Raw genomic sequence first — 25,285 nt, forward strand, 5'->3', positions numbered from 1 at the left:
GCCTTGGATACCTAGAGCAGGAACAGGTTTCTGGTGTTTCTTAACAAGGTTGATACCTTCAACGATAACTTTACCAGTTGCTAGAACCTTAGTTACTTTACCTTTCTTGCCTTTATCTTTACCGGCAAGAACGATCACTTCGTCGTTACGACGGATTTTAGCTGCCATCTTTGCGTGCTCCTTACAGAACTTCTGGAGCCAGTGAGACAATCTTCATGAATTTCGCATTACGAAGTTCACGAGTCACTGGACCAAAGATACGTGTACCGACTGGTTGCTCAGTAGTGTTGTTCAACAATACACAAGCATTACGGTCGAAGCGAATGACAGAACCGTCTGGACGACGTACGCCTTTACGGGTGCGAACTACCACCGCCTTCAGTACATCACCTTTTTTAACTTTACCGCGTGGAATTGCTTCCTTAACAGTAACTTTGATGATGTCACCGATGTGTGCATAACGACGGTGAGAGCCACCCAGAACCTTAATACACATTACGCTGCGAGCGCCTGAGTTATCAGCAGCATCCAGCATACTTTGCATTTGGATCATGTTAGTGCTCCGCTAAATATTAAAACTAGACCCATCTCGGGTCGGGCTGCCTCTTTAAAAGGGACGCGAATTGTACCACCCTTTTTTATGATTGGGTAGTCAAAAAATAAACGGCCCCAAAAATTCTTTGGAGCCGCTTAAGTTCATAGAAGAAAAGAGATTAAATCTTCGCCTTTTCTACTACGCGTACCAGAGTCCAAGACTTAGTCTTAGACAGTGGACGACACTCACGAATTTCAACAGTGTCGCCTAGGCCACACTCGTTGCTTTCATCGTGTGCGTGAACTTTAGTCGTGCGCTTTACGTATTTACCGTAGATTGGGTGCTTTACGAAACGCTCGATAGCAACAACGATAGACTTGTCCATCTTGTCGCTAACTACACGACCTTGTTGAGTACGAATTTTGTCGCTCATTATGCGCCTGCCTTCTCAGTCAAAACAGTTTTCACACGTGCGATATCACGGCGTACAGCTTTCAGAGTATGAGTCTGCTGCAGTTGACCAGTCGCAGCCTGCATGCGCAGGTTGAACTGTTCACGTAGCAAATTCAATAGCTCAGCGTTAAGCTCTTCAACGTTCTTTTCGCGTAGATCTTGTGCTTTCATCACATCACCTGCTTAGTTACAAATGTAGTCTTGAAAGGCAGTTTACGTGCCGCTAGGCGGAACGCTTCACGTGCCAATTCTTCAGGTACACCGTCCATTTCGTACATAACCTTACCAGGTTGGATTTGGGCTACCCAGTACTCAACGTTACCTTTACCCTTACCTTGACGAACTTCTAGTGGTTTTTCTGTGATTGGTTTGTCTGGGAATACACGAATCCAGATTTTACCTTGACGCTTAACGTGACGCGTCATTGCACGACGTGCTGCTTCGATTTGACGAGCAGTTAGACGACCACGGCCTACCGCTTTCAAGCCGAATGTACCAAAGCTTACGTCAGTACCTTTAGCCAGACCACGGTTACGACCAGTATGAACCTTACGGAACTTAGTGCGTTTAGGTTGTAGCATCTGTCGACTCCTTACTTACGGCCTTTGCGCTGCTTCTTAGGCTTATCGCCTTTAGGCTCTACAGCGTTAGCTGCTGGCATACCGCCTAGGATCTCACCTTTGAAGATCCAAACTTTAATGCCGATCACACCGTATTGAGTGTGAGCCGAAGAAGTTGCGTAATCAATGTCAGCACGTAGAGTGTGTAGAGGCACACGGCCTTCACGGTACCACTCAGAACGTGCGATTTCAGCGCCGCCTAGACGACCGCTTACTTCCACTTTGATGCCTTTAGCACCTAGACGCATAGCGTTTTGTACCGCGCGCTTCATCGCACGACGGAACATAACACGACGCTCTAGCTGAGACGCGATGCTGTCGCCAACAAGCTGTGCATCTAGCTCAGGTTTACGTACTTCAGCGATGTTAATTTGCGCTGGTACACCTGCGATTTTTGCTACAGCTGCGCGTAGTTTCTCAACGTCTTCGCCTTTCTTACCGATAACAACGCCTGGACGAGCAGTGTGAATAGTCACACGGATGCTCTTAGCAGGACGTTCGATAACGATGCGTGACAGAGACGCTTTTTGTAGTTCCTTAGTTAGGAACTGACGTACCTTGAAGTCGCCGTCTAGGTTGTCAGCGAAATCTTTGGTGTTAGCAAACCATGTAGCATTCCAAGGCTTAACGATGCCTAGACGAATACCATTTGGATGTACTTTTTGACCCATTGCTTACTCTCCTAGTCTCTTAGCGATCTGCAACAACTACAGTGATGTGGCTTGAACGCTTCAAGATACGATCCGCACGACCTTTTGCACGAGGCATAATACGCTTCATGGTTGGGCCTTCATCTACGAAGATTTTAGCGACTGATAGATCGTCGATATCTGCACCTTCGTTGTGCTCCGCGTTCGCGATAGCTGACTCAAGAACTTTCTTGATCAGTTCAGCAGCTTTTTTGTTGCTGAACGTCAGAATTTCCAGAGCTTGGTCAACTGATTTACCACGAATTTGATCTGCAACTAAGCGAGCTTTCTGAGGCGAAATGCGAGCAAAGTTATGTTTAGCTACTGCTTCCATCATCTACTCCTTAACGCTTCTTAGCTTTCTTATCCGCAGCGTGACCGCGGTAAGTACGAGTTGGTGCGAATTCGCCCAGTTTGTGACCGATCATTTCTTCAGTTACGAATACTGGAACGTGCTGACGACCATTATGGACAGCGATGGTCAAACCGATCATTGTTGGAATGATCATTGAGCGACGGGACCAAGTCTTAATAGGCTTTTTGTCTCCGCTTTCCACCGCTTTCTCTACCTTCTTCAGCAAGTGTAGGTCAATAAATGGACCTTTCTTGAGAGAACGTGGCATGGCTTATCCTCTTATATAGATTACTTGTTACGACGACGTACGATGTACTTGTCAGTGCGTTTGTTCTTACGGGTCTTGAAGCCTTTAGTTGGCATACCCCAAGGAGATACTGGGTGACGACCACCAGAAGTACGGCCTTCACCACCACCGTGTGGGTGGTCAACCGGGTTCATTACCACACCGCGAACGGTTGGACGAACACCGCGCCAGCGGTTTGCACCCGCTTTACCCAGTTCACGTAGCATGTGCTCAGAGTTACCTACTTCACCGATTGTTGCACGGCCTTCAGCAAGAACTTTGCGCATTTCGCCAGAACGTAGACGGATAGTTACGTACGCACCGTCGCGAGCAACGATTTGAGCGTAAGCACCAGCCGAACGAGCTAGCTGTGCACCTTTACCAGGCTTCAGTTCAACACAGTGTACAGTTGAACCTACTGGGATGTTGCGCATTGGCAGAGTGTTACCTGCTTTGATAGGCGCATCAACACCAGACTGGATCATATCACCAGCTTGGATGCCTTTAGGTGCAATGATGTAACGACGCTCACCGTCTTTGTAAAGAACCAGAGCAATGTTTGCGCTACGGTTTGGATCGTATTCTAGACGCTCAACTTTCGCTGGGATACCGTCTTTAGTACGTTTAAAGTCAATTACACGGTAGTGGTGTTTGTGACCACCGCCGATGTGACGTACTGTGATACGACCGTTGTTGTTACGACCGCCGTTCTTAGAGTTTTTCTCTAGAAGAGGTGCGTAAGGCTTACCTTTGTGCAGGTCAGCGTTAACAACTTTAACAACGTGACGACGACCAGCCGAAGTCGGCTTACATTTAACAATAGCCATTTCTCAACTACTCCTGTTATTCCGCGCCGCCAACGAAGTCAAGATCTTGACCTTCTTTCAAAGTAACGTACGCTTTTTTCACGTCTGAACGACGACCTTGGCGTAGACCTTGACGTTTGGTCTTACCCTTAGTGATAAGAGTATTTACAGACTTAACTTCAACTTCAAATAGCTTTTCTACAGCTGCTTTGATCTCTTTTTTAGTTGCATCTTTTGCTACTTTGAAAACGATAGTGTTCGCTTTCTCAGCAGCCATAGTTGCTTTTTCAGAGATGTGCGGTGCACGTAGAACTTTTAGGATACGCTCTTCAGAAATCATGCTAGCATCTCCTCAACTTGCTTAACTGCTTCAGCAGTCATTACAACTTTGTCGAACGCGATCAGTGAAACTGGGTCGATACCAGCAACGTCACGTGCGTCAACTTTGTATAGGTTACGAGCAGCTAGGAATAGATTCTCATCTACTTCGCTAGTCACGATTAGAGCGTCCGTTAGCTCAAGCTCTTTCAGCTTAGCTACCAGCTCTTTAGTTTTTGGCGCTTCAACTGAGAAGTTATCAACAACGATCAGACGCTCTTGACGAACCAGCTCAGAAAGAATGCTCTTCATAGCACCACGGTACATTTTCTTGTTTACTTTAACGCTGTGATCTTGTGGTTTCGCAGCAAAAGTAACACCACCTGTACGCCAGATTGGGCTACGGATTGTACCAGCACGTGCACGGCCAGTACCTTTTTGACGCCATGGCTTAGCGCCACCGCCAGAAACTTCTGAACGTGTTTTTTGAGCACGAGTACCTTGACGAGCACCTGATGCGTACGCAACAACTACTTGGTGTACAAGAGCTTCGTTGAACTCACGTCCGAAAGTAGTTTCGGAAACAGTTAGTGCATCAGCACCTTTAACCATCAATTCCATTACTTACTCCTAGACGTTATGCTTTAACAGCTGGTTTGACGATCACGTTACCGCCAGTTGAGCCAGGGACTGCACCTTTGATAAGAAGCAGGTTGCGCTCAGCGTCAACACGTACGATCTCCAGGTTTTGAGTCGTTACACGCTCAGCACCCATGTGACCTGCCATTTTCTTGCCTTTAAATACGCGACCTGGAGTCTGACATTGACCGATAGAACCAGGAGCACGGTGAGACAATGAGTTACCGTGAGTCATATCTTGAGTGCGGAAGTTCCAACGCTTAACAGCGCCTTGGAAACCTTTACCCTTAGATGTACCAGTAACGTCTACTTTCTTAGTTTCGTTGAACAGTTCAACAGTCAGTTCAGCACCAACTTCAAACTCTTCACCGTTTTCCAAACGGAATTCCCAAAGACCGCGACCAGCTTCAACACCTGCTTTTGCAAAGTGACCAGCTTCTGGTTTAGTAACACGGTTAGCTTTCTTAGCGCCAGCAGTAACCTGAATTGCTGCGTAGCCGTCAGACTCAAGAGATTTAACTTGAGTAACGCGGTTCGCTTCAACTTCAACAACTGTTACTGGGATAGAAACGCCTTCTTCAGTAAATACGCGGGTCATGCCCACTTTACGACCGATTAGACCAATCATTCTTCTAATCTCCCTTAACCTAGGCTAATTTGTACGTCAACGCCCGCAGCAAGGTCTAGACGCATCAGAGCATCAACAGTTTTGTCTGTTGGCTCAACGATGTCGATTAGACGTTTGTGAGTACGGATTTCGTACTGATCACGAGCATCTTTGTTAACGTGTGGAGAGATAAGAACTGTGAAACGCTCTTTACGAGTAGGCAGTGGGATTGGACCACGAACCTGTGCGCCGGTGCGCTTAGCTGTTTCAACGATTTCCGCAGTAGAAGCGTCGATCAGTTTGTAATCGAAAGCTTTCAGGCGGATACGAATACGTTGGTTCTGCATGAGACAGAGCTCCAATAGTTATAAATTACACAAACAATATCGCCACTCAAACTCGTCAAGACGAGAGAATGCCGATTGATTTATGTGAAACCGTAGCCTCCAAAATTAGGAAGCATTGTCAGTTAATTTTCGATTAACTGTGTCTACCGAAGTAGAGGAGCTAATTGTATTAACCGCGAACATAAGCTGAGTATACATTACCTGACAAATCATAGTGATCAGTCAGCTCCTCGCTGCTCATTGGTTCACAACTGGCTTAACCAGTGCGCTGCATTATACAGATCACAGTTTGACATGCAAGCGCTGCTGGAAAAATAAACGCATAAATTGCCCCCCGAATGCGGTCTACAGCAAAGCCGCAGAAACAAAAACGCAGCGGTGTTTACCGCTGCGCTTTGGGGGCTATCACTCGCTCATCATATGCTGAGGCGTTGACGCACCGCTTCAAACAAACAGATGCCGGATGCCACTGACACGTTAAGGCTTGAGACACTGCCTGCCATCGGGATTTTGATCAGGTCATCACAGGTTTCGCGGGTCAAACGACGCATGCCATCCCCTTCCGCGCCCATCACAATCGCCAGAGGACCCGTCAACTTAGCCTGGTAAATGTCGTGAGTGGCTTCGCCCGCCGTGCCGACAAACCACACGCCCTGCTCCTGCAATGCACGCATGGTGCGCGCCAGGTTGGTGACCCGCACGAGAGGCACGGTTTCGGCTGCGCCGCACGCCACTTTGCTGACCGTGGCATTCATCGCCGCCGATTTGTCTTTCGGCACGATCACTGCGGCCACTCCGGCTGCATCTGCGTTACGCAGACAAGCGCCGAGGTTGTGCGGATCAGTCACGCCATCAAGAACCAACAACAAAGGCGCGTCGTGTTGCGCCACGATGGTTTCCAGATCGTGTTCGTTCAGCTGCTTGGCCGGTTTCACCCGGGCGATCACGCCCTGATGATTGGCACCATGCGCTTTATCATCCAGCGCTTTGCGTCCCATGATCTGAATCGACACACCGATGTGTTGCAGTTGATTCAGAATGGGCAGCAGACGGTCGTCCTGACGCCCTTTCAGTACGAACGCTTCAATGAAACGTTCCGGCTCACGTTCCAGTACGGCTTTGACCGCATGGATACCGTAAATAAATTCATTACTCATCAGTTAACCTAATTGTTACTTTTTCGCCTGGGCTTTTTTGCCCTTGCTCCGCGACTTTTTATGGCGCGCTTTGTCCTTTTTGGCCTTTTTCGGCTTATCACTCTCGATACGCTCACCGTCCGGACGAACGGTCGGCTCTACCAGGGGCTTGGCTTTCTGCCCTGGCGCATGGGCTTTGACCGATGCGCGCTTTTTGCTCTTGGCTTTTTTCTGCGCTTCCGCCACTCGTTTTTTGGCGGTTTTGCCTTTGCCGCGTAGCTTACGACTTGTTTCGACTAATTCAAAGTCAATTTGGCGATCATTCAGATTGACCGACAATACTTTCACTTTGACCGCATCACCAAGGCGATAGATGGCACCAAAACTTTCACCAATCAGACGCTGGCCAATCGGATCAAACTGGTAGTAATCGTTGGCCAGAGTGGATATGTGCACCAGTCCATCAATGTGCAGCTCGGTCAGACGGACAAAGAAGCCAAAACCGGTCACATTGGCAATCACCCCATCCAGCTCTTCACCGACATGGTCTTGCATGTATTCACATTTCAGCCAGTCTGAGACTTCGCGGGTCGCGTCATCGGCACGGCGCTCGGTCATCGAACACTGCTCACCGTAGAAATCCATATCGTCAAACGAGTAATGGAAACCGCCAGTTGGCGTCCAGCGATCCTGATTGCGGCCTTCGTGTTTGGCAATCAAATATTTGATCGCGCGATGCAGTAACAAGTCCGGATAGCGACGGATCGGTGAAGTGAAGTGGGCATAGCGCTTCAGCGCCAAACCAAAGTGACCAGCATTGTCGGCGTTGTAGACCGCTTGCTTCATCGATCGCAGCAGCATGGTCTGGATCAGCTCTTTGTCCTGACGTTCACCGATCTGTTTGACCAGGTTGGCGTAATCGGTCGGTGACGGTTCAAGCCCGCCCGCCAGATTCAGCCCCAACTCGCCGAGAAAATCCCGGAAGCCCTGTAAACGCTCTTCCCCTGGCGTTTCGTGAATCCGGTACAGCGCCGGCTCTTTGGCTTTTTCCACCAGCGACGCCGATGCGATGTTAGCCATGATCATGCACTCTTCAATGATCTTGTGCGCATCATTGCGAATCACAGGTTCAATCCGGTCAATCTTGCGCTCCGCATTGAAGATAAATTTGGTTTCGACGGTCTCAAACTCAATCGCCCCGCGCTGATCGCGGGCGTGTTTAAGCACCTTATACATTTTGTGCAACTCTTCTAAGTGCGGCACCAGAGGCTGATAACGCTCCCGCAGCTCTTCATCGCCATCCAAAATCGCACCGACTTTGGTGTAGGTCAGGCGTGCGTGCGAATTCATCACGGCTTCGTAATGACGATAACCCGACAGCTTACCACTGTCTGAAATGGTCATTTCACACACCATACATAGGCGATCAACTTGTGGGTTAAGCGAGCACAGTCCGTTAGACAGCACTTCCGGCAGCATTGGCACCACCTGTGACGGGAAATACACCGAATTGCCGCGATTGATGGCTTCTTTATCCAGAGCCGAATCCGGACGGACGTAGTAACTCACATCCGCAATCGCCACCCACAAACGCCAGCCTCCGCTTTTTTTTGCTTCACAATAGACCGCGTCATCGAAATCTCGTGCGTCTTCGCCGTCGATGGTGACCAGTGGCAATTCTCGCAGATCAACCCGACCGGCTTTCGCCTCTTCCGGCACCTCTTCGCCCAGGCCGGCGATCTGCTTTTCGACCTCTTGTGGCCACTCGTGCGGGATCTGGTGGGTGCGAATGGCAATTTGCGTTTCCATTCCCGGCGCCATGTTCTCGCCCAGCACTTCCACCACTTTGCCTGTCATACCACGACTGCGCGCCCCGCGATCGGTGATTTCAACCACGACGACATTCCCCATGCGTGCGCCGGCTTTGTGTTCATTCGGGATCAGAATGTCCTGGCTGATGCGCGAATCATCCGGCACCACGTACGAGTAGCCATATTCGAGGAAAAAGCGTCCGACAATTTGCGTGGTGCGTTCTTCCAAGACACGCACCAGACGCCCTTCCCTGCGGCCTCGCTTACTGCTGTCTGTCGGCTGCACCAGCACGTAATCACCGTGGATCAGCGTACGCATCTGATGATGCGGCAACAGGATGTCATCGTCTTTATTCAGGCTGCCTTCCGGACGCACCCAGCCGTGACCGTCTTTATGACCGATCACATACCCTTTGATCATTTCGAGTTTTTCCGGCAAGGCGTAACACTGGCGGCGGGTAAACACCAACTGCCCATCACGTTCCATTGCACGCAAACGGCGACGCAACCCTTCATACTGCTCTTCACCGCTCAAATGCAGCGCCTCGAACAGATCGTTGCGGTTCATCGGCACACCGGCGCTTTTGAGGAAGTCGAGAATGAACTCCCGGCTGGGGATCGGGTTATCGTAGTTTTGCGATTCACGCTCAGCAAAAGGATCGTTATGGGTATTGTCTGACATCGGCACGCCTAATTAAGCAAGGAAGGATATGAGCTAGTATATCTGACTCGCTCGTTAACCTACAGTTAAGCATATAAAAAGAATAAAAAAACGCCCGTATCAAAACACGGACGTTTTATCAGTGGCAGGCCAGAGTGCGTTACCAGAAGGTTTCGCGGCGTTTCGCCCGGGCAATGATGTTGTCCGGCATACGCAGTTCCAGCCCCTGACGCAGCATAGCGATGCGACGGTGGGTACGCTTGTCCGCTGACACTGAGTTGTACAGCCAGCGATAAGCGTCTTCATAATCGAGTGGGCTGCCGTAATCCCGCAGCAGCAGTTCGGCCAGCAGAATGCGGGCGTTGAGATTACCCATCGCGGCCGCTTCACGCAAATATGGAATCGCGCGCTCTTTATCCTGCTGCACCAGTGTACCGCGCGAGTAGTAACGGCCCAGTTGCTCCAGTGCCGCTGGCAACCCTTGATGCGCGGCACTTTCCATGTAATAGAGGCCAAGTTCAACATCCTGATCGACGCACACGCCCCACGCCAGCATGTCACCATACAGGAATTCGTAGGACGGCAGATTAATCCGGGTAGCACGCGCGACAATGTCTTCCACCAGCTGGCAGTTGTCGGCTTTGATCCGCTCCAGATGTTGATTCTGCTCAACCAATTTTATCAGCTCTGCTTCACTGTAAATCGGCACCGGTTCGCCCACATCCGCTACACTCGGGGCCGCTTTGGCCAGCGAAGTGGTCAATACCAGCACCAGTGATGCAGCCACTTGTCGCAGCTTCATACTCGCACTCTATCCACACGTTGATGCACCGCTCACGGCCACACCAGCAAACTCAGTTTTCTCACCCATTCGGCGAGGACTTGTTAATCCTATCGGCAAGCCGCCGGCAGACTTTAGACAAAATTTGCCACGACAGGCAAAAGCTTGCCATATCAGTATAAAAGATGAGCAGTCGACGGGCAGAAAAAAACCGGCCGAAGGGCCGGTTTTGTGAAGCTGTGGCGCAAGCCGATTAAGATTCGAATGGGTGAACCTTAATGATGGTTTCGTTGCGATCCGGGCCGGTTGAAATAATGTCAACAGGCACACCCGTCAGCTCTTCGATACGTTTGATGTAGTTCAGCGCAGCTTGTGGTAGCGCGTCCAGAGACTTAGCACCAAAGGTGTTTTCAGACCAACCCGGCATGGTTTCGTAGATTGGCGTCGCCTTCTCGAAAGCTTCCGCCGCCATTGGCGACACTTCCATCACCGAACCGTCTTTCATCTTGTAACCGGTACAGATCTTCAGCTCTTCCAGACCATCCAGAACGTCCAGTTTGGTCAGACAGAAACCCGTCACTGAGTTGATTTGGATTGCACGGCGCATCGCTACAGCATCGAACCAACCCGTACGACGCAGACGCCCCGTGGTGGCCCCGAATTCGTGACCCACAGTACCCAGGTGTTTACCGATAGGATCTTGCTTATCCTGGCCATCGTACAGTTCAGTCGGGAATGGCCCCGCACCTACGCGAGTACAGTACGCTTTCGCGATACCCAGGATATAACCGATGTGACGAGGACCAAAACCTGAGCCAGCCGCAACCCCACCCGCAGTGGTGTTCGACGAGGTCACATATGGGTAAGTACCGTGGTCGATATCCAGCAGCGTACCCTGAGCCCCTTCAAACATGATCTTGTCGCCGCGTTTACGTGCTGCATCCAGCTCGTCAGTCACGTCAATCACCATAGAGGTCAACAACTCAGCAAAGCCTTTCGCCTGCTCCAGCACATCTTCGTAGCTCACCGCTTCGGCTTTGTAGAAGTTCACCAGCTGGAAGTTATGGAATTCCATCACTTCTTTGAGTTTTTCTGCGAACGCGTCCATATCGAACAAGTCACCAACGCGCAGACCGCGACGGGCAACTTTATCTTCGTAGGCCGGACCGATACCACGACCAGTCGTGCCGATCGCTTTCTTACCACGAGCGATTTCGCGAGCTTGGTCTAGCGCGATGTGGTAAGGCAGAATAAGAGGACAAGCTTCAGAAATGAAAAGACGCTCACGGACCGGGATGCCGCGCTCTTCAAGAGGCTTCATTTCTTTAAGAAGGGCTTCAGGTGACAGAACGACACCGTTACCGATAATACATTTGACGTTATCGCGAAGGATACCTGACGGAATTAAGTGAAGAACGGTTTTTTCACCGTCAATGACCAAAGTGTGACCTGCGTTGTGACCGCCTTGGTAGCGAACCACGTATTTTGCATCTTCAGTTAAAAGGTCTACGATTTTACCTTTACCTTCGTCACCCCATTGGGTGCCTAGAACGACTACGTTATTTCCCATCTTTCCAAGTCTGATTGCTAGTTAAAAATGGATTCTAGCACTGAATCCGTACGTATGCAGTCATTTTTTGGTCACGCCGGGGAGAGCGCCAGATAACTCATTGATGGATAGCACTAAGTTAGACAGTGGCCACCTGGCTACTCGTGCGCATAGATTTTGACGCTGAGCTGGCCATCGCGATCGATCCCAGCCCGGTACATGCCGGAACTGTTCATCGCAAAATGGAGTTCTCCTTGTGCGTCAATAGCGATCAACCCGCCTTCGCCACCGATCTGCTTCAGCTCGCCCTGAATAACGTGTTCGCAAGCGGTATGGAGATCTTCCTTCAGGTAACGCATGCGCGCTGCCACATCCCCCGCTACGGTCTGGCGAATAAAGTACTCACCCATCCCCGTGGTGGATACCGCGACATTGCCGTTTTCAGCAAAGGTCCCCGCGCCAATCAGCGCCGAATCGCCAACCCGGCCATATTGCTTATTGGTAATGCCACCGGTACTGGTGGCTGCGGCAAGGTTCCCGTGCTGATCCAAGGCCACCGCGCCCACGGTACCGTGCTTGCGATCGTCGGGATAGCGTGATTCCGACAGTGCAAACAGACCTTTCTCTTTCATCGATTGCAACTGTTCGTAGCGCCGGTCGGTGTAAAAATAATCCTGCTCGGTAAACGCGTGGCCGACCTCAAACGCAAACTCTTCCGCCCCCTCACCGATCAGCAACACGTGTTCGCTCCGCTGCATCACATCTTTCGCCAACTCAATCGGATTACGGATATGCCGCACGCCAGCTACAGCGCCGGCGTCTCGCTGGCGACCGTGCATCACCGATGCGTCCATCTCTACCATCTCTTTGTGGGTCAGAACTGAGCCTTTTCCCGCATTAAAGTGGGGCGAATCTTCCAACACCCGGACCGCCGCCACCACCGCATCAAGCGCATCACTCCCCTGAGCCAATAGCGTATGACCAGCCCGCACAGCTCGCTCCAAATCCGTCAGGATCTGCGCTTTCAACGTTTCACTCATCTGCTGAGACAGTATGGTTCCGGCACCGCCATGAATGGCGATCGCAAAAGGTTGACTCATGTTCATTCCTTATCATCGCGGGCGAAACATGCCCAGCGTGTACTTATAGGGTGGCTCCCAAGTTACTCCCGGCCAACAAAAAGCGCAAACCGATCTGCATCGCTTTGCGCTCATGTAACTGGTCTGGCGGCATGCCGCCGACTGGCTAAGACTTAGTGTGAACCGCAGCTACCGCCACCGCAACAACCGCCGTCACCGTGGTCGTGATCATGATCGTGGTCATGGTCGTGACCACCACAACAACCGCCTTCCTGGTGGATATGACCGTGCTCGATTTCATCTTCTGTTGCTGCGCGCGTCGCCACGACTTCTACGTCGAACGTCAGAGTTTGACCAGCCAGCATGTGGTTGCCATCAACCACCACTTCGTCGCCATCCACTTCAGTGACTTCAACCGGGATTGGTCCCTGATCGGTGTCTGCCAGGAAACGCATGCCAACTTCGATTTGATCCACACCCTGGAAGACTTCGGCCGGTACGCGCTGTACCAGTGCATCGTTGTGATCGCCGTACGCGTCGTCTGGAGACACAGTGACTGAGAACTTATCGCCTGCCGCTTTGCCTTCCAGTTCACGTTCCAGACCAGTGATCAGGTTGTTGTGACCGTGCAGGTAATCCAGTGGAGCCTCGGTTGTTGACTGATCAACAACTACGCCATCTTCCAGTTTGACCTGGTAAGCCAGGCTAACCACTACGTTCTTTTCAATCTTCATAAGTGCTCCAGAGCGTTGGATTGGGCTGTGCCCAAAAGGTAAATCTGATTACCCCCGTATTATGGGGATGATTTATAGAAACACAATCAATCCGGCTTAAAAATCCCGATCATCTCTTGAGCAGCGTGCTGGCTTTTTTCCACGGTCTGCGGTTTGCGCTGGTCGTGATAATCACACTCAACACACTCAACCAGCTCGATATTGTTCTCAATCCACCAGCGTAATGTGTCCTGGCTCTGGCATTGCGGGCAACTTGCTCCGGCAATGAATCTTTTTTTGGGCTTCACGTTATTTTACTCCTGTTCCCAGAAATGACGGGACTGGCGATCGTTGTCCATCTCGCGGCCAAAAATCTCTTCCAGTTCCTTGCGGGCTTCTTTGGCTCTCTGGGCCAATTGCTTGTCTTCATTGTGCTGCGGCAACAGCTCTTTAAGCATGGCATTATCCAGCTTGCGAAAGTGCGCTTCCGCACGCTTGGCCTGATACGGATGCATGCCGAGTTCAACCAGCGCCTGCCGGCCGAGATCCAGGGCACCCAGAAACGTCTCTCGCGAGTAGCGGTCAACACCATGACTGAGCAACTGATACGCCTCAACCCGGCTGCGCGCGCGAGCGAGCAGTTTCAAGTGCGGAAAATGTTGCTGACACAAAGCGATAATGCTCATGATTTCATCCGGTGAGTCGGTACAGATGATCATCGCTTCGGCACTCTCGGCGCCAGCCGCGCGCAGTAAGTCTACCTGAGTCGCGTCACCATAAAAAACTTTATAACCGTATTTACGCAGTAAGTGGATTTGGCTGGCGTCACTCTCCAGAATCGTTACCTTGATTTTGTTGGCGTACATCAGCCGCCCAACAATCTGACCAAAACGCCCAAAACCAGCAATGATCACCCGCGGCTGCTTGTCAACCACGTCCGAACGAACCCGGCTATCTTCGGCCGGATTAAGGGTACGGGCAAACCAGTGTTGCTGAGCAATCAGCAGCAGCGGCGTCGTCACCATCGACAAGCTCACCACCACCAACAGGAACCCGGTGTGTTCCCGGCTGAGCAACCCTTGTGTCGCAGCGGCGGTAAAAATCACGAAGGCGAACTCGCCGCCCTGACTGAGGATCGCTGCCATCCGGCTGCGCGCTTTAGCGCGGATCCCGGCCGCGCGGGCAAGGAAGTACAGCAACAGACCTTTGATCACCACCAGCGCCACCACCGCCAACAGGATGCTCAGCGGCTCCGCAATCAACAAACCAAGGTTGACCGCCATACCCACCGCAATAAAGAATAGGCCTAACAGCAGCCCTTTGAACGGCTCAATGGCAATTTCCAGCTCGTGGCGATACTCACTTTCTGCCAGCAGCACGCCAGCCAGAAACGTCCCGAGGGCCATCGACAGGCCAAGCTGTTTCATCGCCAGAGCGATCCCAATCACCAGCAGCAGTGCCGCGATGGTAAACAGCTCGCGCACCCCACTCAGCACCACATAGCGAAACAGCGGGCGCAGCAAAAAATGGCCGCCGACCAGCAGCGCCAGCACTCCGCCCAGCATCCATAACGCGTCGAGCCAGTCACCGGCCGTGTTACCTGCCAGTACCGGCAGGATCGCCAGCATCGGAATGACTGCAATGTCCTGAAACAGCAATACGGCGAAACCCGACTGACCGGTTTCTGTACCGTCCAGTCCTTGCTCTTCGATCACCCGCAACGCGATCGCCGTTGACGACAGTGCCAAGCCCATGCCAATCACCAGGCTGGTTTGCCAGCTAAGCCCCAGCAAATGCACGATCGCACTCAGCACCGCCGTGGTCACTACCACCTGCGCACCGCCCATGCCGAGGATCGGCCCGCGCATCTGCCACAGCTTGCGCGGATTCAGCTCAAGACCAATCAGAAACAGCAGCAACACCACGCCAAGTTCCGCAAAATGCAAAATGGCTTCGACATCGCTGATCAGCCCAAGCCCCCAAGGCCCGATGGCCACCCCTGCGAGCAGGTAGCCGAGTACCGAACCCAGCCCCATGCGCTGGGCAATCGGCACCGCCACCACCGCAGCCGCCAAAAACACCACGCTGCTTTGCAGAAAATCACTCTCCAGCGCCATCGCCACCTCCCTGGGCACCAAGCGGATTATTCAGCCACTGACGGTATTGCTCAGCATGCTGATAACGTTCAAGATCACCGACATTGCGCGACCAATACAGCACCAAGGGTGTGATCCAGTTCATGCGGCATAAGGCCGCCGTCAATTCGAACGGTTGCAGGATCTGGTCAAGCGGATAGCGGTTGTACCCCTGTTCGCTGAACGCCTCCTCGCTGCCTCCGGTGGTGATCACACTGCGCCAGTATTTCCCCGCCAGTGCACTGCCGTCGCCGAAGGCAAAGCCTTTGCCCAGTACCCGGTCAATCCACTCTTTGAGTAACGCCGGGCAGGAATACATGTACAGCGGGTGCTGGAAAACAATCACATCGTATTCCAGCAACAATTGATGCTCGGCGTGCACATCGATAAAAAAATCGGGGTAAGCGGCGTAGAGATCGTGCACACGTACGTGCGCCAGCGACGTGATCTTTTTGATCATCACCTGATTGGCAATGGAGTTGTCTGGCTCCGGGTGGGCGTAGATCACCAACACGCGGGGCGGCGGCTTGTTGTGCGTAATATCCATCATTCCCTGAACTGCACTGGATAGTTTAGTTATCAGTTTGTTATACGTTCTTGCCCGCCATAACGCAAATGGCAAAACACTCTGATTTCATCGCCTTTGGCCGCGCTGCCATCGACATTTACTGTCGTTGCCCCTACTATTCCGGGGTTCAACCATCGGTGTAAAAAGTTTCTATGATTACCTTCTCTGACATGCAGTTACTCCGCGGCGGTAAACCGCTGCTTGAGCAGGCTTCGGCCACGATTCATCCGGGCGATAAAGTCGGCCTGGTCGGCAAAAACGGTTGTGGCAAGTCCACCCTGTTCGCTCTGTTAAAAGACGAACTGTCGATCGACGCTGGCTCGTTCAGCATGCCGAGCCATTGGGAGCTGGCCTGGGTGGCGCAGGAAACCCCAGCGCTGGAACGCAGTGCCCTGGAGTACGTCATTGATGGTGACCGTGAATACCGGGACCTAGAACAGCAATTGGCGGCGGCTGAGCAAGCAGACAACGGCACATTGGTGGCCGAACTGCACGGCAAAATCGAAACCATCGGCGGCTACAGCATCCGTGCCCGGGCATCGGAGCTGCTGGACGGTCTGGGCTTTAGCCAAGATCAAATGAGCTGGAACCTGACCCAGTTTTCCGGGGGATGGCGGATGCGCCTCAACCTGGCGCAGGCGCTGTTGTGCCGCTCTGACCTGCTGTTGCTTGATGAGCCCACCAACCACTTAGATCTGGATGCGGTCATGTGGCTGGAACGCTGGCTACAAAACTACCCGGGCACCCTGATCCTGATCTCGCACGACCGCGATTTTCTCGACCCGATTGTAGGTCGTATCGTTCACATCGAAAATCAGCAGCTCAACGAATACACCGGCAACTATTCATCGTTCGAAAATCAGCGTGCGCAAAAACTGATGCAACAGCAGGCGATGTTTGAGAAACAGCAGAAGCAGATGGCGCACATGCAGAGCTACATTGACCGCTTCCGCTACAAAGCCTCGAAAGCACGCCAGGCTCAGAGCCGGATTAAAGCGCTGGAGAAGCTGGAAAAAGTGCTGCCTGCGCAATTTGATAACCCGTTCAGTTTTGAATTTCGCCAACCTGCCGCGTTGCCCAACCCGATCCTGATGATGGACGAGGTTTCGGCCGGTTACGGTGATCACCTGATCCTGGATAAAATCCGCCTCAATCTGGTACCGGGCAGCCGCATTGGTCTGCTTGGCCGTAACGGTGCCGGTAAATCCACCCTGATCAAATTGTTGTCGGGGGAACTGGCTGCCCAAGGTGGCGATCTGACCTATTCACAGGGCGTGAAGATCGGGTACTTTGCCCAGCACCAACTCGAAACCCTGCATCCGGAAGAAACCCCGTTGCAGCACATGATGCAGATTGCACCGGATAAAAACGAGCTGGAGCTGCGCAACTACCTTGGCAGTTTTGGCTTCCACGGCGATAAGGCGCTGGAACCCGTCGCGCCGTTCTCCGGAGGTGAAAAAGCCCGCCTGGTGTTGGCGCTGATCGTGTGGCAAAAGCCCAACCTGCTGCTGCTCGATGAACCCACCAACCACTTGGATCTTGACATGCGCCAGGCCCTGACCCTGGCACTGCAGACCTACGAAGGCGCTATGGTGATTGTCTCGCACGATCGGTATCTGCTGCGTGCGACCACCGATGATCTGTACCTAGTCAACGATCGTCAGGTTGCTCCATTTGATGGTGACCTCAACGACTACTACAAGTGGCTGACAGAACAACAAAAAGCGCAGCGTAAGGAAGCGCAGGCCGCTCAGCCTGAAAAGGCGGGCACCAACAGCGCCGCTGCGAAAAAGGAGCAGAAGCGACGTGAAGCTGAGTTTCGCAAACAGACCGCACCTATTCGCAAAACGCTGACAAATCTGGAGCAAAAAATGGATAAGTTAAGCGCTGCATTGGAACAGGCGGAAGAGCAATTATCAGACTCCTCACTGTATGATGCGGAAAATAAAGCTAAACTTACCGAAGTACTGGCACTCCAGGCAAACAGCAAATCCGAGCTGGAAGACGTTGAAATGGAGTGGATGGCGCAGCAGGAATCCCTTGAACAGATGGAGCAGGAGTTCAATAGCCAATGACCCAAGAGCACGTACGCATTTCACTGACGCTAGAACGATTGTGGCAATTCAGTCTGCAATATTACGGTACCCGTGAGGTGAAAGAAGCGTGCCTGGCTCTGCAAAACAACTTTGGCGGTAACGTCAACCTGCTCCTGCTACTCAAATGGCTTGATGAGCAACGCGTCACCTTTCAGGAAGAAGACTGGCACAAGGTCGAGGAGTGTCTCGGTCGATCCGAGACACTGCTGCACAGCTTCCGCGACCTGCGCCGTCGGATGAAACTGAATCTCCCGGACACCTTGTATCGCGAATCACTCCAGTTTGAACTGCAACTCGAAAAACAACAGCAGTCCGATCTGGTCGATTGCATTAACGCGTTGCAACTGGAAAACAATCTCGGAGAGCCGCTTACTTTACGTTACTGTCGTCAGTTGGGTGGAGAACATTTGTTTCAGGCGTTTTCAGCGCCTGCACCGTCGCTCTACAATCTGGACTGATGACGCTATGACCCAATTTATCGCTGCTACCGGACTGACAAACCCACACCTGCAAACACTGGCACCGCGCTTTATCCGCAAAAAAGCCCTATTTGACCCCTTCTGGCAGACGCTGGACACACCAGACGGAGACTTTCTCGATTTGGCCTGGAGCGAGGCGTGGCAGAGCGACGCCGCGCAGACAAAGCCCTTGTTCATTCTGTTTCATGGCCTGGAAGGGTGCTTTTACAGCCCTTACGCCAATGGCCTGATGCACGCCTTTACTCAGGACGGCTGGCTGGCGGTGATGATGCACTTTCGCGGCTGCAGTGGCAAACCCAATAACCTCGCCCGCGCCTACCACTCCGGTGAAGTGGAAGACGCGCGTTTGTTTCTCGAGCACTTGCAGTGTCTCTTCCCGCATCAGCCGAAAGTGGCCGTCGGCATCTCTCTTGGCGGCAATATGCTGGCCAATTACCTGGCGCGCTACAACGACGACCCGATCCTCTCAGCAGCGACCATTGTTTCAGCACCACTCGACTTGGCCGCTTGTTCAGAGCGGATCGAGCAAGGGTTTTCCCAAGTCTACAAAAAGTACCTGTTGTCGTCGCTCAAGCGCAATGCGCTGCGTAAACACCACCTGTTGAAAGGCGAACTGGATGTCTCGTATGAGCACATCAAACGGGTCACTCGACTGTACGAGTTCGATGATCTGATCACAGCGCCGTTGCATGGCTTTAAAGACGCCCGCGACTACTACCAGCAGTGCTCAGGTATCCATTGTCTCAAACAGATCCGGATTCCCACTCAAATCATCCACGCCAAAGACGACCCTTTCATGACCGAGGCGGTGATCCCGAAATTCGTCCTGCCGGATAACATTGACTACCGGCTGTTTGACCATGGCGGCCATGTCGGCTTTCTCAGCGGTAGCGCACTGAAACCTCATTTCTGGTTGGAAGAAGCCTTACCGGCCTACTATGAAAGTGTCCGCGATACGGCATAATAGGCCGGCATCATAAAAGAGAGAGGTATTTATGATAGTTCCATGGCAACAGATTGACGCGCACACACTCGACAACCTGATCCGCGAATTCGTACTGCGCGAAGGCACCGATTACGGTGAAGTGGAAACGTCCCTGCAACACAAAGTCGACCAGGTCAAAGCGCAGCTTGAGTCCGGAGAAGCAGTGATCGTCTTCTCTGAACTGCACGAAACGGTGGACATCCAGCTGCGCCGCCATCTTTAACTGCCACACCACAATTGTCACGTTTCCATGATATAGTGGTTTCATAATCAAAACAGACAGGGAATGTCATGTCAGCAAAACACCCGATCATTGCGGTGACCGGTTCCTCCGGTGCCGGAACGACCACCACTTCGGAAGCTTTCCGCAAGATGTTCAACATGATGAACATCCGCCCGGCCTGGGTGGAGGGCGACAGTTTCCACCGCTTTACCCGTCCGGAAATGGATGTGGAAATCCGTAAAGCGCGTGAACAAGGACGTCACATCAGCTATTTCGGCCCTCAGGCCAACGATTTCCCGGCACTGGAAGAGTTTTTCCATAAATACGGCGATGAGGGCGTCGGTAAAGTGCGCCGCTACTTGCACACATTTGATGAAGCCGTGCCCTACAACCAGATGCCCGGCACCTTTACCCCGTGGCAGGAACTGCCGGAAAACTCCGATGTGCTGTTTTATGAGGGGCTGCACGGCGGCGTGGTCGACGGCGACACCAACGTCGCGCAACATGTGGATCTGCTGATCGGCATGGTGCCAATCGTCAACCTCGAATGGATTCAGAAATTCGTGCGCGACACCCGCGACCGTGGTCACTCGCGCGAGGCGGTGATGGATTCCATCGTGCGCTCAATGGACGACTACCTCAATTACATTACGCCGCAATTTTCACGAACGCACATCAACTTCCAGCGCGTCCCCACCGTCGACACCTCCAACCCGCTCAATGCCAAAGGCATCCCGAGCCTGGATGAGAGTTTTGTGGTGATCCGCCTGCGCGGCATCAAGAATGTCGACTTTCCCTACCTGCTGGCCATGATTGACGGCTCGTTCATGTCGCGCCACAACACCATTGTGGTTCCGGGAGGAAAAATGAGTTTTGCTATGGAACTGATTGTCCGGCCTATCCTGCAACAGCTGATTGAAACCGGAAAAATTGGTTAGAAATGCACGGCGCGCAAGATTACTTTTCATACCGTGATCATGTGCACATTTTTGCGTAAATAATCACAACCCGGACACGATTAAAATCAAGAAATCGTTTTCGAAAAAGGATACTATTCTTAACCGAAACACAAGATAGCTTGCAGCATTGGTAAAGTGCTCTTATTCTAGTAAGTCAAATTCAGGCTTGGCTAAAATATGGATAGCGGCAAGCGTACCCTGCAGAGGAAGTGAGATATTATGGTTCTAGGTAAACCTCAAACCGACCCAACACTAGAGTGGTTTCTTTCACATTGTCATATTCATAAGTACCCTTCAAAAAGCACGCTGATCCACGCGGGCGAGAAAGCAGAGACTTTGTACTACATCGTCAAAGGGTCTGTTGCTGTACTTATTAAAGACGAAGAAGGTAAGGAGATGATCCTGTCTTACCTGAACCAAGGTGACTTTATCGGTGAACTTGGTTTGTTCGAAGAAGACCAGGAGCGCACAGCTTGGGTTCGCGCGAAATCTCCTTGTGAAGTCGCGGAAATTTCATTCAAGAAATTCCGTCAGCTGATTCAGGTCAATCCGGATATCCTGATGCGCCTGTCAGCCCAGATGGCTCGTCGTCTGCAAGTCACCAGCCAGAAAGTGGGCGACCTGGCGTTCCTAGACGTTACCGGTCGTATTGCTCAGACTCTGCTGAACCTAGCCAAACAACCAGATGCGATGACCCACCCAGACGGCATGCAAATCAAGATCACTCGCCAGGAGATCGGTCAGATTGTCGGCTGTTCACGTGAAACAGTTGGTCGTATCCTGAAAATGCTGGAAGAGCAGAATCTGATTTCTGCCCACGGTAAAACCATCGTGGTATACGGCACGCGTTAATTTCCCGCCAGAAAACAACGTTCAAATTGAAAAAGCCACCGTCAGGTGGCTTTTTGTTATCATGCCGAACGTGTTACGACTGACTGTCGGTGCTCTCGAAAATCTTATCCGCCGAAGCCGCCACAAAACCCGGATACAACTGACCATCCGCCATCGGGTAACGCTTAGCAAATTCATAAAAGCCACCCGGGATGATCTCACTGCCTTCACTAAACTGAACCACGACTTTATCTGCCATGGTCGAAGATTGTTCCAGCAGTACATCCGGTGAGCCTTTCACTTCGCCACCTGAGGTATTGATGGTAAAGCCTGCCTGTCGCAGGTGATCATTGACCTGCTGCACTTCATCGAACGCCTTGAGCTGATTCACACTGACGGTAAAGTGATTCGCACCGTAGCCATGCGCAGCCAGCCAGGAGGCATACTCGCTCTCTTTCGCCAGCGTTTGGTAATCCGCATAACTCAGTTGCCACAAGCGACCACCGTACAAAAACGCTTCCCCTTCCAGCGCCGCAGCATCGACCTGCGCAACCAGATTGGCGACGATGGCCTGTAGCGCCGGCGAGCACTCTTCCACTTTCAGCTCGCTGATGAACACTTTTGGCTGCAGCGGATCCGGGTGTTCATAGTGCTTGGCCACCAGCTTCTTGCTCTCAAACACATAGTCGCCACACGGGGTGTAACCCAGCGCCAGAAACGGTTTGGCCAGGGTGTCGATACCAAGTGGTGCGACATTAAAGGTGCGCAGAGCTATGTGATCATTGATCAACGGCTCGTCTTCCTGCAGCAGTTGATGAACTTTGTCCGCGGACGGACACAGGCGGTGAATGTAGTCATTCCACAGCGATTGAAATAAAACAGCTGGCGTCATAACGCCTCCTTGTCGGGGTTGTTAACGTGTTATCGAATTGTGCTCTCTCTTCACCGGCCCATTTAATCGCCCGGCAAGATAGAAAGGAGGCTACCTGACCGCATGTCCAGAATGCCGCGCAGATAGCCTTCAACCTGTGACGAAACTGAGTGTAATACTGTCGTTATAGTTCTAAACCCGGGCTCAGAGTGGCCGGCAGGATCGTTTCCCCACCTTCCATTGATGCCATTGGGTATGCGCAGTAATCGGCGGCGTAGTAAGCGCTTGGACGTAAGTTGCCTGAAGCGCCCGGACCACCAAACGGCGCGTCACCGCTAGCGCCCGTCAGTTGACGGTTGCGGTTCACGATACCGGCGCGGATGTGCTCCACAAAGTAGTCCCATTCGCCGTCATCGGTCGACACCAGGCCAGCCGATAAACCGAAACGGGTATCGTTAGCCATCTCAACCGCGCTTTCCAGCGTGGCGTAGCGCACCACCTGCAGCAATGGGCCAAAGTACTCTTCATCCGGCAGCTCAGCGATGTGAGTGACGTCAATGATGCCTGGCGAGACGAACGCTGCTTCACCCGGCGTGGCTTCCAGCAGGCTTTCTCCGCCCAGCGATTGTAAGTTCGCCTGCGCGTCCAGGATCACTTTTGCCGCAGCCTGAGAAATCTGCGGCCCCATGAACGGTGCCGGCTCGGCAAACGGCTGATCGATACGAATGTTCTTGGTTGCGTCAACCAAACGGGCAATCAGCGCATCGCCTTTCTCTCCCACCGGGACGTAGAGGCGACGAGCACAGGTACAACGCTGACCGGCACTGATGAACGCCGATTGAATGATGGTGTACACCGTCGCGTCCAGATCGCCGTAGTGCTCGGAAATCACCATTGGGTTGTTGCCACCCATCTCCAGCGCTAACATCTTACCAGGCTGGCCTGCAAACTGACGATGCAGCAAGTGACCAGTATTGGCACTGCCGGTAAACAGCAGGCCATCGATGCCTTTGGCATCCGCCAGCGCAATGCCGGTTTCTTTCGCGCCCTGCACCAGGTTAATGACGCCCGCAGGCAAGCCGGCTTTTTCCCACAGCTTGACGGCAAATTCACCGGTCAGCGGCGTTTGCTCTGACGGTTTAAATACCACCGTATTCCCCGCCAGCAATGCCGGCACGATGTGACCATTTGGCAGGTGACCCGGGAAGTTGTACGGCCCAAAGACCGCCATCACACCCAATGGACGGTGACGCAGCACAATCTGGTTACCGTTCGCTTCACGAGCCGCTTCACCGGTGCGATCATGATAAGCGCGGATCGAGATCGCGATTTTGCCGGCCATAGCCGCCGCTTCAGTGCGCGTTTCCCACAACGGCTTGCCGGTTTCTTTGGCAATGATCTCGGCAATCTCTTCGCTGTGTTGCTTCACTTGCTCGGCAAACGCCAGCACAATCGCTTCACGCTGCTCAAAGCTGAGTTTTTTCCAGCTCAGGAAAGCCTGACGCGCCGCTTTGATCGCGGCGTCTACCTGCGCAGGCGTCGCACTGTCGCCCTGCCAGATCACTTCATTATTGTATGGGCTTTGAGAATGCATCGGCTCGCCTTGTCCGGCGACCCACTCTCCAGCAATCCATTGAGTCATCTTGTTTATCCTTCTCTTTTATTGCACCAGCATGCGCACATAATCGCCCGGTGCCAAGTGCAGCGCTTCGGCCACATCCGGGGCCAGAATCACGCTTTCGCTTTCTTTGTCATACGCCGCTTTTGCCGCCGTGGCACGGAAGTTTTCAAATGACGTATTGGCAATCAGAAAGTCCTGTGAACTGGCATGCTCCGCAATCGTTACTTTGGCGCGAATCGAGTGACGCACCGATTCGATATTGCGCAGGTCACACTCAACCGTTGGACCGGCATCAAAAATGTCGACATAGTTGCGACAGGTGAAGCCTTCTTTTTCCAGCAAACGCAGGGCCGGGCGGGTGTTTTCGTGAACCTGACCAATGACTTGCTGCGCTTCTTTGCTCAGCAGATTGACGTAAATCGGCAGCTTCGGCATCAGGTCGGCAATAAAGCCTTTTTTACCAATGCCCGTCAGATAATCCGCCATCGTGAAATCGATGGAGAAGAAGTGTTCCTGCAGCCATTGCCAGAATGGCGAGTTGCCTTCGGCGTCGGACACGCCACGCATTTCAGCGAAAATGGTCTTCGAGAAACGATGCGGATGTTCCGCCATCATCAGAAAACGACACTTAGACATCAGACGGCCATTCAAGCCCTGACGGAACTGCGGACGCAGAAACAGGGTGCAGATTTCCGAACAACCTGTGTAGTTATTACCAAACGTCAGCAGTTTCACTACGTTATTGACCCCGAGTTTCGGGGACGAATGCACAATGGTACTGATGTGGTAAGAGTAGAAAGGTACATCCCAGCCGATCGACGCTTCGATCCCGGTCGTCCCGGCCACTTCGCCGCTGTCGGTGTCAAAGCCAACCATCAGGTAGCCTTCATCCCCCGGTCCGGACACGTCCGGTTTGGCGAAACTGTATTCTGAGTGCTGAATGCGGTTGGTTAACAGCTCTTCGTTAACCGGCAGTGATGTGAATCCATGACCCGACTCTACCGCGCAGGTGTGCAGCGCATCGTAGTCTGACATTGCAATAGGGCGAACAACTAGCATCAATATTCCCTCCAGATGCAAACAGGGCCTAATCATTAGGCCCCAGGCATTCGCCACACCCCCTCATCCTATG

At 52.4% G+C, this 25,285-nt stretch carries 31 protein-coding genes; 6 read left to right on the plus strand and 25 right to left on the minus strand.

The annotated features are described in order from the left end of the window. From rplX to kefG, 22 genes are all read right to left on the minus strand, one after another. A partial coding sequence (gene rplX, locus CAG65_RS22120; protein ID WP_237668706.1) for a 50S ribosomal protein L24 occupies nt 1–168 on the minus strand: 168 nt, incomplete at its 3' end. Nucleotides 169–181: 13 nt separating this feature from the next. Continuing rightward, the gene (gene rplN / locus CAG65_RS00290; RefSeq protein WP_021704470.1) at nt 182–553 is read right to left on the minus strand and encodes a 50S ribosomal protein L14; all 372 of its coding nucleotides are present in this window, start codon (nt 551–553) and stop codon (nt 182–184) included. A 160-nt stretch (nt 554–713) separates the two neighbouring features. Further along, complete coding sequence (rpsQ, locus tag CAG65_RS00295) at nt 714–968, minus strand: 30S ribosomal protein S17 (RefSeq protein ID WP_021704471.1); 255 nt, start codon at nt 966–968, stop codon at nt 714–716. Continuing rightward, nucleotides 968–1,159: a 50S ribosomal protein L29 gene (rpmC, locus tag CAG65_RS00300; RefSeq protein WP_004736737.1), complete on the minus strand. Its 192-nt coding sequence runs from the start codon at nt 1,157–1,159 to the stop codon at nt 968–970. The genes rpsQ and rpmC overlap by 1 nt, the downstream gene beginning before the upstream one ends. Then, the gene (rplP, locus tag CAG65_RS00305; protein ID WP_021704472.1) at nt 1,159–1,569 is read right to left on the minus strand and encodes a 50S ribosomal protein L16; all 411 of its coding nucleotides are present in this window, start codon (nt 1,567–1,569) and stop codon (nt 1,159–1,161) included. The genes rpmC and rplP overlap by 1 nt, the downstream gene beginning before the upstream one ends. Nucleotides 1,570–1,580: 11 nt before the next feature. Next, nucleotides 1,581–2,279: a 30S ribosomal protein S3 gene (gene rpsC / locus CAG65_RS00310; RefSeq protein WP_021704473.1), complete on the minus strand. Its 699-nt coding sequence runs from the start codon at nt 2,277–2,279 to the stop codon at nt 1,581–1,583. Nucleotides 2,280–2,298: 19 nt separating this feature from the next. Further along, the gene (gene rplV, locus CAG65_RS00315) at nt 2,299–2,631 is read right to left on the minus strand and encodes a 50S ribosomal protein L22 (protein ID WP_021704474.1); all 333 of its coding nucleotides are present in this window, start codon (nt 2,629–2,631) and stop codon (nt 2,299–2,301) included. Nucleotides 2,632–2,641: 10 nt separating this feature from the next. Then, nucleotides 2,642–2,920 carry a 30S ribosomal protein S19 gene (gene rpsS / locus CAG65_RS00320; RefSeq protein WP_005435078.1) on the minus strand — a complete coding sequence of 93 codons (279 nt, stop codon included), beginning with the start codon at nt 2,918–2,920 and terminating at the stop codon, nt 2,642–2,644. Nucleotides 2,921–2,940: 20 nt separating this feature from the next. Beyond that, a complete protein-coding gene (rplB, locus tag CAG65_RS00325) occupies nt 2,941–3,765 on the minus strand; it encodes a 50S ribosomal protein L2 (RefSeq protein ID WP_021704475.1) in 825 nt (274 codons plus the stop codon). Nucleotides 3,766–3,781: 16 nt separating this feature from the next. Beyond that, nucleotides 3,782–4,084, minus strand: coding sequence for a 50S ribosomal protein L23 (rplW, locus tag CAG65_RS00330; RefSeq protein ID WP_021704476.1), 303 nt, complete (start codon nt 4,082–4,084; stop codon nt 3,782–3,784). Next, nucleotides 4,081–4,683 carry a 50S ribosomal protein L4 gene (rplD, locus tag CAG65_RS00335; protein ID WP_021704477.1) on the minus strand — a complete coding sequence of 201 codons (603 nt, stop codon included), beginning with the start codon at nt 4,681–4,683 and terminating at the stop codon, nt 4,081–4,083. Before rplD ends, rplW begins: the two co-directional genes overlap by 4 nt. A 16-nt stretch (nt 4,684–4,699) precedes the next feature. Further along, a complete protein-coding gene (gene rplC, locus CAG65_RS00340) occupies nt 4,700–5,329 on the minus strand; it encodes a 50S ribosomal protein L3 (protein ID WP_021704478.1) in 630 nt (209 codons plus the stop codon). Between the two features lie 14 nt (nt 5,330–5,343). Next, nucleotides 5,344–5,655: a 30S ribosomal protein S10 gene (gene rpsJ / locus CAG65_RS00345; RefSeq protein WP_001181007.1), complete on the minus strand. Its 312-nt coding sequence runs from the start codon at nt 5,653–5,655 to the stop codon at nt 5,344–5,346. Nucleotides 5,656–6,071: 416 nt separating this feature from the next. Further along, nucleotides 6,072–6,812, minus strand: a complete 741-nt coding sequence (gene rlmB / locus CAG65_RS00350) for a 23S rRNA (guanosine(2251)-2'-O)-methyltransferase RlmB (protein WP_021704479.1) — start codon at nt 6,810–6,812, stop codon at nt 6,072–6,074. A gap of 15 nt (nt 6,813–6,827) precedes the next feature. After that, a complete protein-coding gene (gene rnr / locus CAG65_RS00355) occupies nt 6,828–9,284 on the minus strand; it encodes a ribonuclease R (protein ID WP_161451388.1) in 2,457 nt (818 codons plus the stop codon). A 139-nt stretch (nt 9,285–9,423) separates the two neighbouring features. Then, the gene (motX, locus tag CAG65_RS00360) at nt 9,424–10,065 is read right to left on the minus strand and encodes a flagellar protein MotX (protein WP_021704481.1); all 642 of its coding nucleotides are present in this window, start codon (nt 10,063–10,065) and stop codon (nt 9,424–9,426) included. A 232-nt stretch (nt 10,066–10,297) separates the two neighbouring features. Then, the gene (locus tag CAG65_RS00365) at nt 10,298–11,614 is read right to left on the minus strand and encodes an adenylosuccinate synthase (RefSeq protein ID WP_161451390.1); all 1,317 of its coding nucleotides are present in this window, start codon (nt 11,612–11,614) and stop codon (nt 10,298–10,300) included. Nucleotides 11,615–11,751: 137 nt separating this feature from the next. Continuing rightward, nucleotides 11,752–12,693, minus strand: coding sequence for an isoaspartyl peptidase/L-asparaginase family protein (locus CAG65_RS00370; RefSeq protein ID WP_161451392.1), 942 nt, complete (start codon nt 12,691–12,693; stop codon nt 11,752–11,754). Nucleotides 12,694–12,845: 152 nt separating this feature from the next. Continuing rightward, nucleotides 12,846–13,406, minus strand: a complete 561-nt coding sequence (slyD, locus tag CAG65_RS00375; protein WP_161451394.1) for a peptidylprolyl isomerase — start codon at nt 13,404–13,406, stop codon at nt 12,846–12,848. 86 nt (nt 13,407–13,492) lie between these two features. Beyond that, complete coding sequence (locus CAG65_RS00380; protein ID WP_161451396.1) at nt 13,493–13,693, minus strand: YheV family putative zinc ribbon protein; 201 nt, start codon at nt 13,691–13,693, stop codon at nt 13,493–13,495. A 6-nt stretch (nt 13,694–13,699) separates the two neighbouring features. Then, nucleotides 13,700–15,502 (minus strand): glutathione-regulated potassium-efflux system protein KefB, encoded by a 1,803-nt coding sequence (gene kefB, locus CAG65_RS00385; protein WP_161451398.1) that lies wholly within the window; start codon nt 15,500–15,502, stop codon nt 13,700–13,702. Beyond that, entirely contained in the window at nt 15,486–16,070 is a 585-nt protein-coding gene (kefG, locus tag CAG65_RS00390) for a glutathione-regulated potassium-efflux system ancillary protein KefG (protein ID WP_443084068.1), read from the minus strand. The genes kefB and kefG overlap by 17 nt, the downstream gene beginning before the upstream one ends. Nucleotides 16,071–16,240: 170 nt before the next feature. Here kefG and CAG65_RS00395 point away from each other — a divergent pair, with 170 nt between their 5' ends. From CAG65_RS00395 to crp, 6 genes are all read left to right on the plus strand, one after another. After that, nucleotides 16,241–18,163, plus strand: a complete 1,923-nt coding sequence (locus tag CAG65_RS00395) for an ABC transporter ATP-binding protein (RefSeq protein ID WP_021704488.1) — start codon at nt 16,241–16,243, stop codon at nt 18,161–18,163. Then, nucleotides 18,160–18,642, plus strand: a complete 483-nt coding sequence (locus tag CAG65_RS00400) for a TIGR02444 family protein (RefSeq protein WP_021704489.1) — start codon at nt 18,160–18,162, stop codon at nt 18,640–18,642. Before CAG65_RS00395 ends, CAG65_RS00400 begins: the two co-directional genes overlap by 4 nt. A gap of 7 nt (nt 18,643–18,649) precedes the next feature. Further along, nucleotides 18,650–19,627: a hydrolase gene (locus tag CAG65_RS00405; RefSeq protein WP_161451400.1), complete on the plus strand. Its 978-nt coding sequence runs from the start codon at nt 18,650–18,652 to the stop codon at nt 19,625–19,627. Between the two features lie 31 nt (nt 19,628–19,658). Further along, a complete protein-coding gene (locus tag CAG65_RS00410) occupies nt 19,659–19,871 on the plus strand; it encodes a YheU family protein (protein WP_021704491.1) in 213 nt (70 codons plus the stop codon). A 68-nt stretch (nt 19,872–19,939) separates the two neighbouring features. Then, nucleotides 19,940–20,809 carry a phosphoribulokinase gene (locus tag CAG65_RS00415; protein WP_021704492.1) on the plus strand — a complete coding sequence of 290 codons (870 nt, stop codon included), beginning with the start codon at nt 19,940–19,942 and terminating at the stop codon, nt 20,807–20,809. A 240-nt stretch (nt 20,810–21,049) separates the two neighbouring features. Next, the gene (crp, locus tag CAG65_RS00420; protein WP_005381432.1) at nt 21,050–21,682 is read left to right on the plus strand and encodes a cAMP-activated global transcriptional regulator CRP; all 633 of its coding nucleotides are present in this window, start codon (nt 21,050–21,052) and stop codon (nt 21,680–21,682) included. A gap of 73 nt (nt 21,683–21,755) precedes the next feature. Here crp and CAG65_RS00425 read toward each other — a convergent pair whose 3' ends face one another. The 3 genes from CAG65_RS00425 to astA form a co-directional block, all read right to left on the minus strand. Further along, nucleotides 21,756–22,553: a DUF1338 domain-containing protein gene (locus CAG65_RS00425; protein ID WP_161451402.1), complete on the minus strand. Its 798-nt coding sequence runs from the start codon at nt 22,551–22,553 to the stop codon at nt 21,756–21,758. Nucleotides 22,554–22,716: 163 nt separating this feature from the next. Continuing rightward, nucleotides 22,717–24,174 carry a succinylglutamate-semialdehyde dehydrogenase gene (gene astD / locus CAG65_RS00430; protein ID WP_161451404.1) on the minus strand — a complete coding sequence of 486 codons (1,458 nt, stop codon included), beginning with the start codon at nt 24,172–24,174 and terminating at the stop codon, nt 22,717–22,719. Nucleotides 24,175–24,192: 18 nt separating this feature from the next. Further along, nucleotides 24,193–25,212 (minus strand): arginine N-succinyltransferase, encoded by a 1,020-nt coding sequence (gene astA, locus CAG65_RS00435; RefSeq protein WP_021704495.1) that lies wholly within the window; start codon nt 25,210–25,212, stop codon nt 24,193–24,195. Nucleotides 25,213–25,285: the final 73 nt, after the last annotated feature.

The sequence above is a fragment of the Vibrio sp. V39_P1S14PM300 genome (assembly GCF_009904765.1).
GTDB classification, from domain to species: Bacteria; Pseudomonadota; Gammaproteobacteria; order Enterobacterales; family Vibrionaceae; genus Vibrio; species Vibrio proteolyticus.

Excerpts from the sequence above, each read along its gene's own strand:
- rpsC (WP_021704473.1), bottom strand. The coding sequence starts at position 2,279 with ATGGGTCAAAAAGTACATCCAAATGGTATTCGTCTAGGCATCGTTAAG.
- CAG65_RS00425 (WP_161451402.1), bottom strand. The coding sequence starts at position 22,553 with ATGACGCCAGCTGTTTTATTTCAATCGCTGTGGAATGACTACATTCAC.
- rlmB (WP_021704479.1), bottom strand. The coding sequence starts at position 6,812 with ATGAGTAATGAATTTATTTACGGTATCCATGCGGTCAAAGCCGTACTG.
- CAG65_RS00370 (WP_161451392.1), bottom strand. The coding sequence starts at position 12,693 with ATGAGTCAACCTTTTGCGATCGCCATTCATGGCGGTGCCGGAACCATA.
- crp (WP_005381432.1), top strand. The coding sequence starts at position 21,050 with ATGGTTCTAGGTAAACCTCAAACCGACCCAACACTAGAGTGGTTTCTT.
- rpsS (WP_005435078.1), bottom strand. The coding sequence starts at position 2,920 with ATGCCACGTTCTCTCAAGAAAGGTCCATTTATTGACCTACACTTGCTG.
- CAG65_RS00395 (WP_021704488.1), top strand. The coding sequence starts at position 16,241 with ATGATTACCTTCTCTGACATGCAGTTACTCCGCGGCGGTAAACCGCTG.
- CAG65_RS00410 (WP_021704491.1), top strand. The coding sequence starts at position 19,659 with ATGATAGTTCCATGGCAACAGATTGACGCGCACACACTCGACAACCTG.
- rnr (WP_161451388.1), bottom strand. The coding sequence starts at position 9,284 with ATGTCAGACAATACCCATAACGATCCTTTTGCTGAGCGTGAATCGCAA.
- rpsJ (WP_001181007.1), bottom strand. The coding sequence starts at position 5,655 with ATGCAGAACCAACGTATTCGTATCCGCCTGAAAGCTTTCGATTACAAA.
- rplB (WP_021704475.1), bottom strand. The coding sequence starts at position 3,765 with ATGGCTATTGTTAAATGTAAGCCGACTTCGGCTGGTCGTCGTCACGTT.
- CAG65_RS00415 (WP_021704492.1), top strand. The coding sequence starts at position 19,940 with ATGTCAGCAAAACACCCGATCATTGCGGTGACCGGTTCCTCCGGTGCC.
- CAG65_RS00400 (WP_021704489.1), top strand. The coding sequence starts at position 18,160 with ATGACCCAAGAGCACGTACGCATTTCACTGACGCTAGAACGATTGTGG.
- kefG (WP_443084068.1), bottom strand. The coding sequence starts at position 16,070 with ATGATGGATATTACGCACAACAAGCCGCCGCCCCGCGTGTTGGTGATC.
- rpsQ (WP_021704471.1), bottom strand. The coding sequence starts at position 968 with ATGAGCGACAAAATTCGTACTCAACAAGGTCGTGTAGTTAGCGACAAG.
- CAG65_RS00405 (WP_161451400.1), top strand. The coding sequence starts at position 18,650 with ATGACCCAATTTATCGCTGCTACCGGACTGACAAACCCACACCTGCAA.
- astD (WP_161451404.1), bottom strand. The coding sequence starts at position 24,174 with ATGACTCAATGGATTGCTGGAGAGTGGGTCGCCGGACAAGGCGAGCCG.
- rplD (WP_021704477.1), bottom strand. The coding sequence starts at position 4,683 with ATGGAATTGATGGTTAAAGGTGCTGATGCACTAACTGTTTCCGAAACT.
- rpmC (WP_004736737.1), bottom strand. The coding sequence starts at position 1,159 with ATGAAAGCACAAGATCTACGCGAAAAGAACGTTGAAGAGCTTAACGCT.
- rplV (WP_021704474.1), bottom strand. The coding sequence starts at position 2,631 with ATGGAAGCAGTAGCTAAACATAACTTTGCTCGCATTTCGCCTCAGAAA.
- rplN (WP_021704470.1), bottom strand. The coding sequence starts at position 553 with ATGATCCAAATGCAAAGTATGCTGGATGCTGCTGATAACTCAGGCGCT.
- astA (WP_021704495.1), bottom strand. The coding sequence starts at position 25,212 with ATGCTAGTTGTTCGCCCTATTGCAATGTCAGACTACGATGCGCTGCAC.
- rplW (WP_021704476.1), bottom strand. The coding sequence starts at position 4,084 with ATGATTTCTGAAGAGCGTATCCTAAAAGTTCTACGTGCACCGCACATC.
- CAG65_RS00365 (WP_161451390.1), bottom strand. The coding sequence starts at position 11,614 with ATGGGAAATAACGTAGTCGTTCTAGGCACCCAATGGGGTGACGAAGGT.
- rplC (WP_021704478.1), bottom strand. The coding sequence starts at position 5,329 with ATGATTGGTCTAATCGGTCGTAAAGTGGGCATGACCCGCGTATTTACT.
- motX (WP_021704481.1), bottom strand. The coding sequence starts at position 10,065 with ATGAAGCTGCGACAAGTGGCTGCATCACTGGTGCTGGTATTGACCACT.
- slyD (WP_161451394.1), bottom strand. The coding sequence starts at position 13,406 with ATGAAGATTGAAAAGAACGTAGTGGTTAGCCTGGCTTACCAGGTCAAA.
- rplP (WP_021704472.1), bottom strand. The coding sequence starts at position 1,569 with ATGCTACAACCTAAACGCACTAAGTTCCGTAAGGTTCATACTGGTCGT.
- kefB (WP_161451398.1), bottom strand. The coding sequence starts at position 15,502 with ATGGCGCTGGAGAGTGATTTTCTGCAAAGCAGCGTGGTGTTTTTGGCG.